Below are 16516 nucleotides of genomic sequence, written 5' to 3'. Positions count from 1 at the left end.
CCCCCTTTGCATTACAATATTTTTGACATATAATATTCATCCATATATTCCCCATCAACATATAAGGAATGTCTTTTAGTCCCCTCAATTTCAAACCCCATTTTTTTATATAAAGCTATACCTGCCTTGTTATTCGCCATTACTGTTAGTTCCAAGCGATGCATGCTCTTTTCTTTTACCCAATCGTCGAGGTGACTAAACAACGCAGTACCAATTTTCTGTCCTCTATATTCACTATGGATACCTACGACTATATAGGCTCGATGTGAAACACTGGATGGCATATGATTACCTTGAACTATTAAATAACCAACTACCGTCTTTTCAATTTCAGCTATAAATAAAGCTGAATGGCTGTTATTGTTCATATTCTCGATAAATTTAGTAAACTGTTCAGTCTCTAACTTTCGTTCGCCTGGCCTGAATAACATAAAATTAGACTCTTCCGCATTTTTGATGACAGCTATTACCCGTTCAGCATCTTTACCTATTGCCTCTCTTACTAACATCTTGATCGTACTCCCTTCTTCATCAATTATGCCTTCAGCGGATGTTTGGACATCCGCTGAAGGAAGTTAAAATTTAGTGACATGGATTATCAAGTCTTCCGTGTTCATTTGAATTTCACCACCGATAGGAAACGTAAAGATCGGCTGTGTATGTCCAACATCAACATCATAGATAACTGGTATTCTTCTTAAATTTGGATGCTTATCTAAAATAAAATGTAGCTGCTCCTCTGTCATATTAGAAGCTCTTTGAAAACGCCCTATCGCTATGCCTTTAATATTGGTAGTGGCTTGTAATAATGAGGTGAAATCACGGGCAAATATTTCTGGATTAACTATTTCATCATCTTCTAAAAATAAAATACTATTCGTTAGATCAGGCATATACGGTGTCCCTTGAAGTAAATTTAACGTACATAAATTTCCACCAAATAATTGTCCACTTGCCTCTCCGTCAGAATACACCTTCCAGCTAGCTGCTTCAAAATGACGATTATGTTGATCTAAATACCATGCATCATCACTCCATACGCTTGATGCTTTAATTGTATATGGATTCTTTTCTAGTAAGCATTTTTGAAAATAGGATAGTTGATAGTCTTGTGCCTGTTCCATACGAAAGCTAGAAAAATGCGGACCCGAGTACGTAACAAATCCACACTTTTTTGTAATAGCGGTTGCTAAAGCTGTGATATCACTGAAGCCACAAAATATTTTTGGGTTATTTGCTATCATGTCGTAGTCCAAATAGGGTAATACCTCATTACAATTAAAGCCACCAATAACTGTTAATACAGCCTTTACATTGTTATCACGAAAGGCATCATGAATGTCTGTAACCCGATGCTCAATTGATGATGAATGTTGGAGATCACTTTCAAAAATATGTCGACCAAAAGATACACGAAAGCCTAATTCTTCAAGCTTTTTCTTCGTTTGTTCAGCGCCTTCTGCTGTGATGATTGCCGCACTACGACTAGGTGCGATAACCCGTATCTCATCACCTACTGTTAATTTATTCGGAATACGCAAACTGCTCCCTCCCCTTATACAATTTTCGCTATTAATCTTTCATCTTTAACCTGAATCTCATAAAGTATAAACTAGTAAAGATTCTTACTTTCTCACTCATTCATCTAACTGTGTGTTTTCTTTTTCAAATAGCATTTTTAATGAAGAATCGCCCTATTAGAATATAATAAATAAATATCTTTTATAGTCCCGCTCCCTGTGAAGGTTCATCTCAGAACTAAAATTTTCTCTATTATTACAAAGCGTTTATGGAAAATCAAGTATAAAATTACAATTTTCTGAATTTTCATCATGAAGGGTGGTTGATTACCGTTCCGACTGGGCGCTTTCACTTCTTCCGGAATGCTACATCGTTATTGTTTAGCGGCGATTTTGAGGTTCTATCGGTGTTGGTGTCCATTTTTCCGGCGATAAAAATCCATCAAAAAAGATGCATCGTAAAGTAATTTTACAATGCATCTTTTTTTTGATTGGCCAAGCGAATACTTCCGTCTAAGTAATTATGCTGGCAGCACAGACTCTTTAAAAAGATTATTGAACTTCCTACTCTAGTCAATCAGAGTGAACCTTCGCTACTTATTTTCTCTTTTTGCCAATCAATAGCGTGACTTGTGCCATTGTAAATGGCAATGAAGATTTCTTTCGATACGCTATATACTTTGGCTCCCAAAAATCTGCATATTTTAATTTAAAGTTTTTTAAGCCTTTAAAATGATAGAAATGCTGCCCATGTAAAAATATTTGTGCTGCAATTTTTTCACTCAAAAAGGAATACCTAGACCGCCCGACATTTGACAATGGCGACATCCCCATATTAAAAACACGATAGCCTTCTGTCTTTGTCCATTCAAAGAGCGATAGGAAAATGAAATCCATCGTTCCAGATGGTGCTCCTGGCTTAAAACGCATGAGATCTACTGAGACTCTTTCGCCATTATCGTACATGGGCATGATACTGGCAAAGCCAATAACTCCCTCTGCGCCACGTAAAATGGCAATGTTTGAAGTGTTTAAATAGTGTTCATCAAAAAAGCCAAGAGAAAAGCCTTTTTCTGCCCTTCCCTGCAACCATTTCGTTGATACTTCTTTCAATTCATTCATTAATTCCTGTGAGTAAGGAGGGCTTACTATATCAACAGTAAAATTTTCTCTTTCAAATTTATTTTTTACCGCTCGACGTCCCTTCATTCCCTTACCAGTAAGTGTAAACTTATCTAAGTCTACAAAAGCTTCCTCGCCTAGCTTAAAAAAACTATACCCATGCTCATGTAAGGAAGGGAAAATTTTATTGTTAATTTCATAAAAGACTGGTGTATAGCCATGCTTGTCCGCCAATTCCAAAAACTCCTGAATAGCAGATAAAAAATCTGCTTCATTTCCCACAGGATCTCCGAGTACAACGATCTTATCTGCATATATTTGATAAGAAAATAAAACTGTCCCTTCTTTATTCCAATGTACAAATTTGTCATGTAAAAAAATCAAATGTGAATACTCTGTCCCTTTATAGGTCATCAAATGATGTTTGATACTCTCTTCCTGCGCACTAGACAAAAGCTTTTCCATTTTCTTAGGTGCACGGATAAAATAACCTATATAAAAAATAACAATTGCTATTAGGATACCCATTACTGCACTATAAAATAGGTCTCGGTAATCTGTAATAATGTATTCCTGCAAAGTGGCCGGAATATGAATTATGGAAGTAGGTAAGTTCACATAACCAATCAATACATACATCGCTGTAATGATTGTCACTGCAGCAAGATCAACCAAAACGATCCCCCATGTCAAAACGTAACTTTCACGGTAAAATTGTTTTTTGGAGGCAATTAACAACACTGCAACAATCACTAAAAAAATCGCTTCTTCATAGTCGAAGCCTTTAAAAATCGAAAATAGTGCGGAACTACTGAGCACTATAAGGCAAAGCTGATATGCCCTTTTTACTTTATATTTAATTCCCCTACATAACCCTAAGAGAATAAAGCCAGCTGCAACAGTCAGTTGATGAGAGACATGCATGATTGGCGAAGATAAAAATTCCTGTGCTATTTTTAGTCGACTTAACACCCCCGGCACCGAAGCTGATAACAATAATACAATGCCAGAAAGAAATACCAATATCGTTAATAACGTGTGACTAAGCTTCTGAAAAATAACATTCGGCAAGTCATCCCACGATTGATTCCAACGATTCCAATATTCTTTTACAAATAAAAGAGCAGACACTAAAAACGGAAGCACAAAGTAGCCAATCCGGTACAAAATTAATAGAAAAAGCACTTTCTCATCAGCGATTCCTACACTTTGAGTCCCCCATAAAAAAACAAGGTCAAATGAGCCAACTCCACCAGGTATCATGCTGACAATTCCTGCACAAGAAGCAATTAAAAATATAGGAATTAAAGCGGATAATTCTATTGGTATCTTCAAAATAAACGTTAAAATCCAGATCACTAAAAAGACCGCAAGCCATTCAGTTACTGAAGTTACCATCAATTGAAGCGAGATCTTTGGACTTATAGAACCTGATTTTTTATAGCGAATGATGTGCATAGCAATAAATATCGGAACATATAAGCTAACAAGAATAACCGCTATCTTTAACCATCGCACCTCTTTCAGCAATGGGAAGTCCCAAAAGAATATATACATCATCCAGGCTAACAGTGAAATCCCTGTTAAATAAAAGAGTGTGACGGAGGCTATGCTTTTTAACAAGTCTTCCTTATCCTCTTTATATTTAGAATAGAAATAATTACGCAAAAATACACCAACTAAACCACCAAAGCCAATAAGATTAGAGAAGGTATTCACAATAAATGAATGATTCAGCAAAATACGTTTATTTATTTTGATTCCTACTATTTTCACTAAAATAACATCATAAAAAATCATCGGTGTAATGGCAAAGAAGGTGATGAAAAGAATAAATAAGAGCTCCCATATCTGCAGTTCATTCACTTCTTTCTTAAGTAAATGAACATCTATCCCACTTATCGATTGTAGAATTTCATAAATAGCTATCGCTAAAAGTACTATTGGAAATAGAACTTTCAAAAACTTCAATAGCGCCTCTTTTCGAACGTTGAACATGTGCTAAACCTACTCCCCATAAGCTTTCTTGAAACATCTAAGTTCATTGACAGCAGATTCTTTTTTAAAAAAATCTTCTGAAAACTAACACACCATTATTGTAGCGTATTCTCTGCTATATGTATCGTTCCCAGATACCCATAGTTACTATAATAAAAAGGTTTGCCCTATAAAAGATGTATTAAACAGCTTTATAAGACAACCGATGCAGAATCAATTATACCTCGGCATAATTACGTCCGGAATCGGCTTTGTGCTTAGGCCTGCAGATGTTTTTTGTGCGAAAGCGCAGTGCTTCAGCGGGTGTTTGGTCACTCACTGAAAGATGTTAAATATAATATCGATGGATAGGACGTCCCACACTTCCATATTGTATATCCACCTTTAATAAATTTTGTTTTTCTAAAAAGTCTAAGTAACGTCGAGCCGTTACACGCGCTGTTCCAATGTATGTAGACACTTCCTCTGCCGAGACCGCTTCGCTTCTTTCTTGAATATAGGCAAGCACTTTGTCTAATGTTGCTCGGTTAAAACCCTTTGGTAGCTCTTCTATTAAAATTGTCTCCACGATCGGAGGAACAGCCTCTTGCTCAAGGATACGTTGCTGCATTAGATGATCCACATCATGCTGTGTTAGATCTTGCATACCGCTTATTTCCTTTTTATATGTTTGATAATTCTTTAAAGTTTGCTCAATTCGTTCAAACGTAAAAGGTTTCATAATATAATCATAGACGCCTAGGTGTAAAATTCGCTGCACAGTAGGCATATCATTCGCAGCTGTTACAGCAATAACATCAACCGGGAGATGTTCTTCACGAATTTTCCCTAGCGTAGTGATACCATCCTGCTCAGGCATAAAAATATCCATAAAGACAAGCTCCGGGTTTAATTGTTTAATCCTCTCAATCCCTTCTATCCCATTACTAGCATAGCCTATTAGCGAAAATCCTTTGATTTGCTCAATAAATTGCCTGTTCACTTCTCGTACCATCGGATCGTCCTCAATTAATAACACATTTATTACATCCATCTACTCTTCTCCTAACTCCAATAAGATTAAGAAACTTGTCCCCTTCATAAACTCACTCACTACCTCAATATCACCATTACCTTTTCTTACAATTTCATGTATTAAATGCAAGCCAATACCGCGATTCTCATTTGCCTTTGTAGAAAATCCATTTTCAAACATACGAGCTTGCACCTCTTCTGACATCCCAATTCCATTATCAGAAACAGCAATTGCTAACACACCATCATGTTCATCTACAGAAATCGCTACATATTTATCATCCTTTGACAGCACATTTAGCGCTTCAAAGGCATTTTCAATTAAATTTCCTAACAAGACAACAAAATCGTGGTGATCTAATAATGGTGGAAAGCGTTTAAAATGACTTTTTCGATCGATTTCTACTTGTATGCCTAATTCTTTGCCGTAGCTAACTTTACTTAGCAATAATCCTGAAATATTTTCATTATGAAAGCGTTCATTCAAAAACTTCGTTAAAGAAGCTTCATTTTCGGTAGTAGCTGTAACGTATTCAAGTGCTTGCTTTGTATGTCCCAACTGCAGTAGTCCTGCAATCGTATGAAGCTTATTTTTATGCTCATGTGTTTGTACACGCAGCGCTTGAACAAAAGCTTTAACCCCTGTTACCTCTTCTGCAAGCTTTTTCACCGCGGTTAAATCTTTAAACATGGCAACTGCTCCGACTAACTCACCATTTACAATAATCGGGACACGATTACTCAAAATACTATGATGATTGATGTAAAGCTCTTGATCGTATACAGGATTTGCTGTTTCAACAATTTCTGGCAATCGTGTGTCAGGCAAAACATCATAAATATTTTCCCCGATACAATCCTCTATCTTTCTAGTAACACCTAATATATCAGCTGCTTTTTCATTAAAAATTGTAATATTCATTTCTTTATCGACCGCTATAATGCCTTCATGCATAGCATTGAACGTTTCTGTTCGTTCCACATACATCTTCGCAATCTCATGGGGTTCAAGCCCAAACATTTGCTTTTTAATATGTCGGCCAAGTGTATATGCCCCCCAAATACTAAAAACAAGCGATATAAGAATAGTGATAAAAATTTCATGCTCATAATTTTGCAGCATTTCTATAAAAGTTGGTAGTGAATACCCTACAACGACAATGCCTACTTGTTCCTTTTTCTCATCAATAATAGGGACAAACGCTCGAATCATTACACCGGCTTCCCCTTGCGCCTTCGATACATAATAATGCTCACTAAAGGCAGCATTTAAATCCTGTGATTCACTACGTTTCCCTATTTCTTTACTGACTGGGTGAGATAGTTTAATACGATTCTTATTCATCACAACAATATACTCTGCTTTATTAACAACACGAATTCCATCTACAATTTTATTGACATTTTTCGCCGCTTCTTTAATATTGTCATCTTTCAAATGTATACTGATTTCTGGCACATTTGATACAGTCCGCGCAACGAGCATAGCACGCTGACCAAACTCCTTTTCTTGCTCCGTTAAGAGGTTACCAAGTACAAAAATGCCCCCAAGTAAAAAGGAGAATGCAATGATTAAAAATGTCACTAACAGTATTTTGCCGTTTACAGGCATTTTCATCATTCGAAATCCTCCCCCTTTCCAAATTTGCATTTGCACTAATCATTTATGCCTCGGCATTATCTTATCAGTGGGATGTAACTCGGCTCACTTCTACAAATGATATGCTTTTAAGATTATCTTCAAAAAAATCTTTTGACAACACTTTTAGTTGACATAAATAGGAGAAAGTCATGAACTTAATGAACAATATTACGAAAAATTGGTATAAAACAAAATTTTCTATCACTAATTACTTTTGTATTATAACAATAGTAAATTCATCAAACAGTATCATAACAGCTTAAACTATTAAAAACACTACGTTTCACTTAAAATATGGATGAATGTACTTAATGAACGATATGTTTCTTATTTTCTAAACCTCTTTTTTTCAAAAGGATTCGCTATGATAATTCTAGTGAAAACGATATCAAAGAGAAAATTTTAGAAAAGAGGTAGCATAAAATGAAATTACTGAAAAATTTGACTGTTCAGGTTATAGCTGCGATCATTTTGGGGGTTATTGTTGGAGCCATCTTCCCTGAGTTTGGTGCCAGCCTTAAAATCCTGGCAGACTTATTCATCAAGCTAATTAAAATGTTAATCGCCCCTATTATCTTCTTAACAGTTGTAATCGGAATCGGTAGTATGGGGGATATGAAAAAGGTTGGAAAAATCGGAGGAAAGGCGTTACTGTATTTCGAAATTGTCTCTACCATTGCCTTAGCAATCGGTATTGCTGTTGCAATAATCGTTAGTCCTGGTACTGGATTAGATACATCAGGTGCTTCCGAAGCTGATATCTCAAAATATACAACTGCTGCTGCAGAAAGTGAGCAAGGTATAGGCGCTTTCATCTCTAGCATCATTCCTGAAAACGTTGTAGGTGCACTTGCAGCGGGGCAATTACTTCCTGTGTTATTCTCTGCAATATTGTTCGGCTTAGCAGCTGCTTCTATTGGCGCACCTGCGAAACCTGTCATTACATTTTTTGAACAAGTGGCAGAAATTTTCTTCAAAATCGTAAGTATGGTGATGAAAATTTCTCCAATAGGTGCATTTGGTGCAATGGCCTATACGATTGGTAATTTTGGTTTAAAATCTTTGGCCAACTTAGGTCTATTAATGGCTGCCGTCTATATTACAATGTTCTTATTCGTAGTCTTTGTTTTAGGCACAATTGCAAAATTCTTCGGCTTTAGTATTTTTAAATTTATCGCTTATATTAAGGATGAAATTTTCTTAGTCATTGGTACTTCATCATCTGAATCTGCCTTGCCATCTATGATGCGTAAATTGGAGAACTATGGTTGCTCTAAGCAAGTGGTTGGATTAGTAGTACCAACCGGTTATTCCTTCAATCTTGATGGAACTTCCATCTACCTATCCATGGCTGCCTTATTTATTGCACAAGCATACGGAATGGAATTGACGTGGATTCAAATCATTACACTGCTTGGGATTTTAATGATTACATCTAAAGGAGCCGCTGGGGTAACAGGTTCTGGTTTTATTACATTAGCAGCGACACTTGCTGCTTTCCCAATGATTCCAGTCGAAGGGATCGCGCTACTAATTGGTGTTGACCGATTCATGTCTGAGGCACGTGCCGTAACAAATTTAATTGGTAACGGTGTAGCTTGTGTAGTCGTATCGAAATCTGAAAAAGAGTTTGATGTGGAGATGCACGAACGTGCACTTCAGGGAAAAACTACGATAGTGTCCTAGAAATAAAAACGTTAAGTTAAAAATCTATAGTTTCTTAAAGGGTAGTGATGACAGCTTGTTGCTGTTTCACTACCCTTTTTATTTAACATATTGTTCAAGCAAACGTTGCGTATTTGTTGATTGCTCAAGTGCTTTTTTCTCTTTTGCCCAATAGTTCAAATATTGCTGATCTCCAACATTAAAAACCATCTGCTGTAATTCCTCATTTAGCTCAGAGCTAATAGCGACCTTTAAAATATCCACCTCATATAAAGGCTCTCCTTTTATTTCGTAGACAATATGATAGAGTGGTTTTTCTTCAAATATAGATCGCTCTTTTTTGCTTAATTTCTTAACATGGCTTAGAGGATAGTTTTCAATATAGGCAGTTGCATCCTGACCTGTTGCTTTAAATAAAGATTGCTCTCCTTTAAATAGCTCAATTGCATCAATTTCTGCTGCATGATCTAAAATGTGAGAAATAGCCTCTTCCTCATTTTTTTCGCGAAACTGCAATGTAAAAGCGATAATCAGAATAATTGCAGCAAATATAACTAGTTTCCATCTTCGTTTATTCATTTTCATTACCCATTCAATACCTTTTTAACAAAGCGATTAATATCTACATCAGCCCCAATGACAAGCATAATATCTCCTAGCAAAATTTTATCACTCGCCTGCGGAGATACGATGATATCTGAACCACGCTTAAGACCTACAATATTAATCCCATACTTTGCACGAATATCTAAATCCATAATGGAGTAGCCTGCAATCACATCATTGGCCTTAAGCTCCATAATTGAATGTTCATCAGAAAGCTCCAAATAATCAAGCACTGTATTAGACAGCATATTATTGGCAATGCGTATCCCCATATCACGCTCAGGATGCACGACAAAATCTGCACCAATTTTACGCAGAACTTTTTCATGGTAATCATTCTGTGCCTTTACAGTAATCTGCTGAACGCCTATTTCTTTTAAAATAATAGTCGTCAAAATACTAGCCTGAATATCTTCACCAATCGCTACGATCACATGCTCAAAATTACGAATACCTAATGAATTTAATACCGATTCATCCGTCGAATCTGCGATAACGGCCTGTGTGGCAATGGAAGCAAACTCGTCCACCCGCTCTGAGGAATGATCGATCGCCATAACTTGTGCACCTTGACTCATTAGTTCGCGGCAAATGCTTCCTCCAAAACGTCCAAGTCCAATGACAGCAAACTCTTTTTTCATCATTATAAATCCCTCCGAAAACTACTATACCATTATTGTAACGCATTCTCTGCTATATGTATCGTCAAAACAAGAGACTATTCGTCAATAAAAGACAATCATTGGACAGGACCGTTCTGCTTAGTGGCTTTTTTTGCTCGGTTGTTGTCAGGATTTAGTCGGGTGAGAGACTAAACTGCTCGGGTTGCCTAGGAAGTGATCAGGTTAACCCAAAACTGCTCGGGTTGCTCGAGGAAGTGATCAGGTCAACCTCTTTTTCGCTCGGGTTACTTCTCCATCCGCTTGCTCTTGTTTCAATCAACTCGATTCCTTATTCGCTCAGGGTAAGTCACATTTGCCGAGCTCCAAAATAATCCCGTTTTCCATAAAAAAGACGAGGGAAAATATCCCTCGCCTCTTAATCTGCTATTTTATGCGTTACGCATTTCATCTAAAACACGATTTACACGTTTTTCCAACATTTTCATACCGCTGCCACCAGCTTGCATGTGACGAAGTTGACCATCTTTATCGAACACAAAATATGCAGGTACGTATTGGTTTTCAAATGCATCTGTAAGCTTTAATTCGCTATCAACAAAGATTGGTTGAACAATGTCATGCTCTGCTGCTACCGATTTGATCGTTTCTAAGTTTGTATCTTCCTCAGAACGTGGCATATGCACGGCAATAACGTTTAACTCATCTTTGTATTGGTCACGGAAATTGTTGACATCCGGCATTGCCTCTTTACATAAATGACAACTAACTGACCAGAAGTGAATTAACGTTGGTTTTTCGCCTACTAAATCCGCTTTTGTTACTTCACCATTTAACCAAGTTGTTGCGCCTACAAGTTCAGGCATTTGTTCACGAAGTTTCATAAAACATTCTCCTTTATATATCAAGTTTAAAAAAATCCCCACAAACTTACTGTGGGGACTCTTTATTTGTTGAATGATCTAAAACTCTAAATTATAGAGTTGCTTGACCTGGACGCCAGTTTGCGGGGCAAAGACCACCAGTTTGTAAAGCTTGAAGTACACGTAAAGTTTCGTCTACATCACGGCCGATGTTGTTATCGAATACTGTTTGGTATTTTAATTCGCCTTCTGGGTTGATGATGAATAAGCCGCGTAGTGCGATACCTTCTTCTTCAATTAATACGCCATATTCTTTTGAAATTTGGTGATTTGTATCCGCTGCTAATGGGTATTTTAACTCACCAAGACCGTTTTTAGTGCGGTCAGTGTTAATCCAAGCTAAGTGAGTGTGGATTGTATCAGTAGAAACACCGATTACTTCCGCATCTAAGTCTTCGAACTCATCGTAACGATCGCTCATTGCAGTGATTTCTGTTGGACATACGAAAGTGAAGTCCATTGGATAGAAGAAAAGTACTGTCCATTTGTCTTGTGCTTTAATGTCTTCTAATGATACTTTGCCAAATGATTTGTCTGCAAGTACCGCTTCCATTGTAAAGTCAGGTGCTTGTTTACCTACCATGCGTTCTGCCATTATAAATCCCTCCGATTATATATGTAGTGTATATATTCCATTCGCACCAGCGAACTCGTCTTCTACGATAGCAGAGTAATCGTAGTTTTTCAAACAAGTAAACTTCACAAAAGTGCACACTTTTAATTATCTGACAAATTTTCGTCAAATCACCAAATGGAATAGCTGCTACAGCCTATTTATTAGCTACTTTTAACAATTTTATTCTAGTTTAAACGAAATTTTTCTACACAAAATTTATGTATAATTTCTAAAAATTTCATCTACTTTTTTTTCATTAAAAATGATTGCAAATTCTTTATTATTATGTATAATTGTAATGGTTTTAGTAAACTAAAAGTTTCGTTAAAGTAAACTTCGTATTTCAAAAGTTTATGATTGCTAAACTTCTTCTAGGAGGGAAAAGATGCAAATAGGAGCAAAAATCAAAGCGCTTCGTTTAAAAAAAGGTCTTACCCAAGAGGAGCTTGGAGAACGTACAGATTTAAGTAAAGGGTATATTTCACAATTAGAACGTGATCTAAATTCACCTTCCATTGAAACACTATTTTCACTATTAGAAGTTTTAGGGTCAACACCTAAGGAATTTTTCGATGATGGAGCACCTGAACAAAAGGTTGTATATACAGAGGAAGATCAATCCACTTATACAGATGAAGAAAAGAAATATGAAATTCAGTGGCTGATTCCTACATCAAATGAAAAAGAAATGGAGCCCATTTTCTTAACACTTGCTGCTGATGGTGAATTTAAGCAGTTTGAACCCTCCCTTTCAGAAACATTTATTTATGTTGTCGAAGGGCGTATTCGTCTCGTTTTAGGAGATGAACAGTACATAGCGAGTGAAGGCAATGCTCTCTATTTTGAAGCGACAGATCATCATCAAATTTTTAATGCACATGCTGATGAAACCAAAATTTTACTTGTCGCAACGGATTCATATTTATAGCTTAAGGAGGCGCATCTATGACAACGAATTCGATTATCCGCTTTGAAAACGTTTCAAAGTCCTATAATGACGGCACGGTCGTCTTAAAAAACATTAACCTGGAGCTAGAAAAGGGAAAATTCTATACACTACTAGGTCCGTCCGGTTGTGGTAAAACAACTATTTTACGTATGATCGCTGGATTCACAGAACCAACAACAGGAAATATCTATTTTCATAATAAAAAAATCAACTCAGTGCCAGCAAATGAACGCCAAGTAAATACTGTTTTTCAAGATTATGCTTTGTTTCCTCATTTAAACGTCTTTGAAAACGTCGCATTTGGGCTTCGTATAAAAAAGCTTCCTGAAAGTGAAATTAAAAACCGTGTTGTTGAAGCATTAAAATTCGTTAACTTAGCAGGCTATGGCAATCGTGAAATTTCTGAAATGTCTGGTGGCCAACGTCAACGTGTTGCAATTGCTCGTGCGATTGTGAACGATCCTGAAGTAATTTTACTTGATGAACCTCTTTCAGCTTTAGATTTAAAGCTACGTACAGAAATGCAATATGAGTTACGTGAGTTACAACAACGACTTGGAAAAACATTTGTATTTGTCACACACGATCAAGAAGAAGCACTTGCCATGAGTGATGAAATCTTTGTCTTAAGTGAAGGTGAAATTCAACAATCTGGTACACCGGTAGATATTTATGATGAGCCAATTAACCGCTTCGTTGCTGATTTTATTGGTGAATCAAATATTGTTCCTGGCGTGATGATTGAAGATTTCAAAGTTGAATTTGCTGGTAAAGTTTTTGAATGTGTTGACCAAGGTATGAAGCCAAACGAAAAAATCGATATTGTCATTCGCCCAGAGGATTTAGAAATGACAACAATCGATAAAGGCAAGCTTGTCGTTAAAGTTGATACTCAATTGTTCCGTGGGGTGCATTATGAATTATCTACGTACGACAAAGATGGGAATGAATGGCTCGTGCATTCATTGAAAAAAGCTGAGGTAGGGACAGAAATTGGTTTAGACTTTGATCCAGAAGCAATTCATGTAATGCGCTTAAATGAAACAGAAGAAGAATTCGACAAACGTTTAGAGGCGTATGGAGACGACGAAGATGCAAACTAAGACTTCGAAATCAGCCTTATTTCCATATGTTTTATGGATTGCGTTTTTCGTTATCGCGCCGATTGCACTCGTTGTTTACTATTCCCTACTAGATATACATGGCAATTTCACGCTCGATAACTATAAAGCTTTCTTTTCTTCTGTCTATTTAAAAATGACATTAAGTTCATTCTGGTATGCGTTTTTAATTACGTTCTTTACGTTACTTGTTTCGTATCCAACAGCCTATTTTTTAACGAAGACGAAACATAAACAGCTTTGGCTTTTACTAATTATTATTCCTTCTTGGATTAATCTTTTGTTAAAAACATATGCCTTTATTGGGATTTTCGGCTTGTACGGTCCATTAAATGCATTTATCGAAGTATTTGGTTTTGATCCGAAGCAAATGCTATTCACTGACATTAGCTTTGTGTTCGTATCCGTTTATATTTTTATTCCATTTATGATTTTACCGATTTTCAACTCATTGGATCGTTTAAATCCGGCTCTTGTTTATGCCGCACGTGATTTGGGGGCATCTGCCTTTACTACATTCCGTCGCGTTATATTGCCTTTAACAATGGACGGTGTTAAATCAGGTATTCAAGTTGTATTTATTCCTGCATTATCACTCTTCATGATCACTCGTTTAATTGCAGGAAATCGTGTTATTACACTGGGTACAGCTATTGAACAACAATTCCTTGTAACCCAAAACTGGGGAATGGGTTCAACAATTGCTGTGTTCTTAATTTTATTTATGGTCATCGTTATGTTAATTACAGGACAGAAAAAGGATAAAGGAGGTCGCGTACGATGAAAAAACTATCTGCTACAGCAAGAGTGTATTTAGCGATTGTTTTTATCGTTTTGTATGCACCTATCTTCTATTTAATCTTCTATTCGTTCAATAGTGGCGGATCAATGAATAATTTTGAGTCCTTTACGTTAGAACATTATATAGCCGTATTTGAGGATTCACGTCTACTCGTAATTCTAATTAATACAGTTATCGTCGCATTACTCTCTGCATTGATTTCTACAATCATTGGGACACTAGGAGCTATTGGCATTGTCACTGTTAAAGATTCAAAAATGCGCAATACACTACTTTCTTTAAACAATGTGTTAATTGTTAGCCCGGATGTCATTATTGGTGCAAGCTTCTTAATTTTATTCACAATGATTGGTATTAAATTAGGATTTACTTCTGTGTTAATAGCACATGTAGCGTTCAGTGTCCCAATTGTTGTACTGATGGTCTTACCGAAACTATTAGAAATGAATAAATCATTAATCGATGCTGCATTAGATTTGGGAGCAACGAAAAAAGATGTCTTGATGCGTGTTATTTTACCGTATATTCAACCTGGTATTTTTGCGGGGTTCTTCCTTGCCTTAACGTATTCTCTAGATGATTTTGCGGTAACGTTTTTCGTGACAGGTAACGGCTTCAGTACATTATCTGTTGAAATTTACTCGATGGCACGTGCCGGTATTTCCTTAACGGTTAACGCTATATCTGGTTTAGTATTCTTTGTAACGGTTATCGTCGTAGTTGGCTATTACTTCATTACAAGCCGCGCTAGTAAAAGAACGGGGGGAACTCAATGAAGCAATTAATTCAAGCAACAATCGCCATACTTGTCGTTTCCGCCCTTTTATTCTATGCTGCTGACGCCCTAAGTGCTGGTGGTGGGAAAAGTGGTAAAGATACGTTAACTATCTTTAACTGGGGAGAATATATTGACCCGGATTTACTAAAGCAATTTGAAAAAGAAACAGGCATTCACGTCATTTATGAGACATTTGATTCAAATGAAGCAATGATGACAAAAATTCAACAAGGTGGTACGGCTTACGATATTGCAGTCCCTTCTGAATATATGATTGAAAAAATGAAGGAAGAAAACTTACTTATTCCTTTAGATAAAACGAAAATCCCTAATTTAAAAAATATCGATCCTTATTTTTTAGATTTACCATTTGATGACGACAATAAATATTCTGTTCCATATTTCTGGGGAACAGTCGGTATTGTCTATAATCCAAAGCTCGTTGGAAACCTAGACTTCTCATCTTGGAAGGACTTATGGGATCCTTCATTAAAACGTAAAGTCTTTTTAGTAGACGGTGCACGTGAGGTAATTGGCATGGGCTTAAACAGTCTTGGCTACTCACTCAACTCTTTAAATAACCAGGAGCTACGTAAAGCTACTGATAAACTAATCACATTAGCGCCAAATGTTAAAGCCATTATTGGAGATGAAATTACACCGCTGATGGTTAATAATGAAGCTACTGTAGCACTCACTTGGTCTGGTCAAGCAGCTGACATGTTATCGGAAAATGAAGATTTAGACTTTGCTGTACCAAAGGAAGGCTCAAACTTATGGTTTGACAATATGGTGATCCCAAAAACGTCAAAAAATATAGACGGTGCACATGCCTTCATTAATTTTATGCTAAAAGCTGAATCAGGTGCTAAAAACGCTGATTATGTAGGCTACTCTACCCCTAATACTGCAGCGATGAAGTTAATGGATAAGGAAGTTGTAACTGATCAGCGCTTCTATCCTTCAGAAGAACAACGTAAAACATTGGAAGTTTATACGAACTTAGGCCCTGATTACTTAGGCAAATACAATGAGCTGTTTTTAGAATTTAAAATGAGTATTCGATAAACCATTTTAACCCACTTATAGCTGTTCTCACGTTACAAACGTTGAGAACAGCTTTTTTCGTTTAGCTGGAGG

The 16516-nt window shown here is 36.6% G+C and carries 15 protein-coding genes; 6 read left to right on the top strand and 9 right to left on the bottom strand.

The features are described from left to right. Positions 1–11: 11 nt before the first annotated feature. The 5 genes from ACFXN8_RS17110 to ACFXN8_RS17090 all read right to left on the bottom strand — a co-directional run bounded on the left by ACFXN8_RS17110 (position 12) and on the right by ACFXN8_RS17090 (position 7275). Positions 12–509, bottom strand: a complete 498-nt coding sequence (locus ACFXN8_RS17110) for a GNAT family N-acetyltransferase (protein WP_386846750.1) — start codon at positions 507–509, stop codon at positions 12–14. Between the two features lie 66 nt (positions 510–575). Next, on the bottom strand, positions 576–1541 hold the full coding sequence (locus ACFXN8_RS17105; RefSeq protein ID WP_386846748.1) for a S66 family peptidase: 966 nt from the start codon (positions 1539–1541) through the stop codon (positions 576–578). Positions 1542–2117: 576 nt separating this feature from the next. Then, a complete protein-coding gene (gene mprF, locus ACFXN8_RS17100; RefSeq protein WP_386846746.1) occupies positions 2118–4640 on the bottom strand; it encodes a bifunctional lysylphosphatidylglycerol flippase/synthetase MprF in 2523 nt (840 codons plus the stop codon). A 328-nt stretch (positions 4641–4968) separates the two neighbouring features. After that, a complete protein-coding gene (locus ACFXN8_RS17095; RefSeq protein WP_376072830.1) occupies positions 4969–5673 on the bottom strand; it encodes a response regulator in 705 nt (234 codons plus the stop codon). Beyond that, positions 5674–7275: an ATP-binding protein gene (locus tag ACFXN8_RS17090; RefSeq protein WP_376072827.1), complete on the bottom strand. Its 1602-nt coding sequence runs from the start codon at positions 7273–7275 to the stop codon at positions 5674–5676. A 444-nt stretch (positions 7276–7719) separates the two neighbouring features. Here ACFXN8_RS17090 and ACFXN8_RS17085 point away from each other — a divergent pair, with 444 nt between their 5' ends. Further along, entirely contained in the window at positions 7720–8982 is a 1263-nt protein-coding gene (locus ACFXN8_RS17085) for a dicarboxylate/amino acid:cation symporter (RefSeq protein WP_376072824.1), read from the top strand. A 78-nt stretch (positions 8983–9060) separates the two neighbouring features. On the opposite strand, the gene ACFXN8_RS17080 is transcribed toward ACFXN8_RS17085, so the two are convergent. From ACFXN8_RS17080 to ACFXN8_RS17065, 4 genes are all read right to left on the bottom strand, one after another. Continuing rightward, on the bottom strand, positions 9061–9540 hold the full coding sequence (locus tag ACFXN8_RS17080) for a hypothetical protein (protein ID WP_376072821.1): 480 nt from the start codon (positions 9538–9540) through the stop codon (positions 9061–9063). 5 nt (positions 9541–9545) lie between these two features. Next, entirely contained in the window at positions 9546–10208 is a 663-nt protein-coding gene (locus tag ACFXN8_RS17075; RefSeq protein ID WP_376073193.1) for a potassium channel family protein, read from the bottom strand. A gap of 410 nt (positions 10209–10618) precedes the next feature. After that, on the bottom strand, positions 10619–11071 hold the full coding sequence (locus tag ACFXN8_RS17070; protein ID WP_053483465.1) for a TlpA family protein disulfide reductase: 453 nt from the start codon (positions 11069–11071) through the stop codon (positions 10619–10621). A gap of 91 nt (positions 11072–11162) precedes the next feature. Beyond that, complete coding sequence (locus ACFXN8_RS17065; protein WP_285397472.1) at positions 11163–11705, bottom strand: peroxiredoxin; 543 nt, start codon at positions 11703–11705, stop codon at positions 11163–11165. 406 nt (positions 11706–12111) lie between these two features. Between ACFXN8_RS17065 and ACFXN8_RS17060 the strand changes: the two genes are divergently transcribed. From ACFXN8_RS17060 to ACFXN8_RS17040, 5 genes are read left to right on the top strand one after another with little or no spacing between them, the layout of a single operon-like run. Further along, positions 12112–12654 (top strand): helix-turn-helix domain-containing protein, encoded by a 543-nt coding sequence (locus tag ACFXN8_RS17060; RefSeq protein WP_079559677.1) that lies wholly within the window; start codon positions 12112–12114, stop codon positions 12652–12654. Positions 12655–12671: 17 nt separating this feature from the next. After that, entirely contained in the window at positions 12672–13778 is a 1107-nt protein-coding gene (locus tag ACFXN8_RS17055) for an ABC transporter ATP-binding protein (RefSeq protein ID WP_370076967.1), read from the top strand. Then, on the top strand, positions 13768–14580 hold the full coding sequence (locus tag ACFXN8_RS17050; RefSeq protein ID WP_376072813.1) for an ABC transporter permease: 813 nt from the start codon (positions 13768–13770) through the stop codon (positions 14578–14580). Before ACFXN8_RS17055 ends, ACFXN8_RS17050 begins: the two co-directional genes overlap by 11 nt. Further along, positions 14577–15374, top strand: coding sequence for an ABC transporter permease (locus ACFXN8_RS17045; RefSeq protein ID WP_376072810.1), 798 nt, complete (start codon positions 14577–14579; stop codon positions 15372–15374). Before ACFXN8_RS17050 ends, ACFXN8_RS17045 begins: the two co-directional genes overlap by 4 nt. Continuing rightward, the gene (locus ACFXN8_RS17040) at positions 15371–16444 is read left to right on the top strand and encodes an ABC transporter substrate-binding protein (protein WP_386846740.1); all 1074 of its coding nucleotides are present in this window, start codon (positions 15371–15373) and stop codon (positions 16442–16444) included. Before ACFXN8_RS17045 ends, ACFXN8_RS17040 begins: the two co-directional genes overlap by 4 nt. The last annotated feature ends 72 nt before the right edge of the window (positions 16445–16516 follow it).

The sequence above is a fragment of the Lysinibacillus sp. NPDC059133 genome, assembly GCF_042755925.1.
GTDB lineage: Bacteria > Bacillota > Bacilli > Bacillales_A > Planococcaceae > Lysinibacillus.
This window is presented reverse-complemented; position numbering and strand designations above follow the sequence as displayed.

Bases quoted from the DNA above. Each gene is read 5' to 3' on its own strand.
- ACFXN8_RS17070 (WP_053483465.1), bottom strand. From the start codon at position 11,071: ATGAAACTTCGTGAACAAATGCCTGAACTTGTAGGCGCAACAACTTGG.
- ACFXN8_RS17110 (WP_386846750.1), bottom strand. From the start codon at position 509: ATGTTAGTAAGAGAGGCAATAGGTAAAGATGCTGAACGGGTAATAGCT.
- ACFXN8_RS17055 (WP_370076967.1), top strand. From the start codon at position 12,672: ATGACAACGAATTCGATTATCCGCTTTGAAAACGTTTCAAAGTCCTAT.
- ACFXN8_RS17075 (WP_376073193.1), bottom strand. From the start codon at position 10,208: ATGAAAAAAGAGTTTGCTGTCATTGGACTTGGACGTTTTGGAGGAAGC.
- ACFXN8_RS17065 (WP_285397472.1), bottom strand. From the start codon at position 11,705: ATGGCAGAACGCATGGTAGGTAAACAAGCACCTGACTTTACAATGGAA.
- ACFXN8_RS17060 (WP_079559677.1), top strand. From the start codon at position 12,112: ATGCAAATAGGAGCAAAAATCAAAGCGCTTCGTTTAAAAAAAGGTCTT.
- ACFXN8_RS17095 (WP_376072830.1), bottom strand. From the start codon at position 5,673: ATGGATGTAATAAATGTGTTATTAATTGAGGACGATCCGATGGTACGA.
- ACFXN8_RS17040 (WP_386846740.1), top strand. From the start codon at position 15,371: ATGAAGCAATTAATTCAAGCAACAATCGCCATACTTGTCGTTTCCGCC.
- ACFXN8_RS17085 (WP_376072824.1), top strand. From the start codon at position 7,720: ATGAAATTACTGAAAAATTTGACTGTTCAGGTTATAGCTGCGATCATT.
- ACFXN8_RS17050 (WP_376072813.1), top strand. From the start codon at position 13,768: ATGCAAACTAAGACTTCGAAATCAGCCTTATTTCCATATGTTTTATGG.
- mprF (WP_386846746.1), bottom strand. From the start codon at position 4,640: ATGTTCAACGTTCGAAAAGAGGCGCTATTGAAGTTTTTGAAAGTTCTA.
- ACFXN8_RS17080 (WP_376072821.1), bottom strand. From the start codon at position 9,540: ATGAATAAACGAAGATGGAAACTAGTTATATTTGCTGCAATTATTCTG.
- ACFXN8_RS17045 (WP_376072810.1), top strand. From the start codon at position 14,577: ATGAAAAAACTATCTGCTACAGCAAGAGTGTATTTAGCGATTGTTTTT.
- ACFXN8_RS17090 (WP_376072827.1), bottom strand. From the start codon at position 7,275: ATGATGAAAATGCCTGTAAACGGCAAAATACTGTTAGTGACATTTTTA.